This is a genomic window from Virgibacillus sp. AGTR, from assembly GCF_016919725.2.
Taxonomy (GTDB): Bacteria; Bacillota; Bacilli; order Bacillales; family Amphibacillaceae; genus Virgibacillus; species Virgibacillus salarius.
In genome coordinates this window covers 1-458 of the sequence record NZ_JAJERH010000188.1, presented here as the reverse complement: position 1 = coordinate 458, position 458 = coordinate 1, and the positions used below count along the sequence as shown (strand labels likewise).

At 38.0% G+C, this 458-nt stretch carries 1 protein-coding gene; it reads left to right on the top strand.

Annotated elements, in window-relative coordinates; translation table 11 throughout:
- Positions 1-435 (top strand): IS200/IS605 family transposase (tnpA, locus tag JUJ52_RS23175; RefSeq protein WP_228089262.1); only part of this gene is annotated, 435 nt, incomplete at its 5' end.
- Positions 436-458: the final 23 nt, after the last annotated feature.

Below are 458 nucleotides of genomic sequence, written 5' to 3'. Positions count from 1 at the left end.
TCACACACCCGATGGAATTGTAAGTATCACATAGTCTTTATACCCAAGTACAGAAGGAAAGAAATTTATGGCAAGTTCAGAAGAGACATCGGGGTGATCTTAAGACGTTTATGTGAGATGAAAGATGTAGAAATTATTGAGGCTCATGCCATGACTGACCACATCCATATGCTGGTTAAAATACCACCAAAAATGTCAGTGTCTTACTTTATGGGCTACTTAAAAGGTAAAAGCTCTTTAATGATCCATGATAGACATGCCAACTTAAAATACAATCATGGAAACCGCACATTTTGGGCTAAAGGTTACTATGTCAGTACAGTAGGGCTCAATCAAAAAACTGTGGCAAAATACATTCGTGAACAAGAATCGGAGGATAGACTACGAGACAACATGAGTAAACGTGAATACGTCGATCCATTTAAAAATAGGTAGGAAGATAAACGGTTGACGGTCAA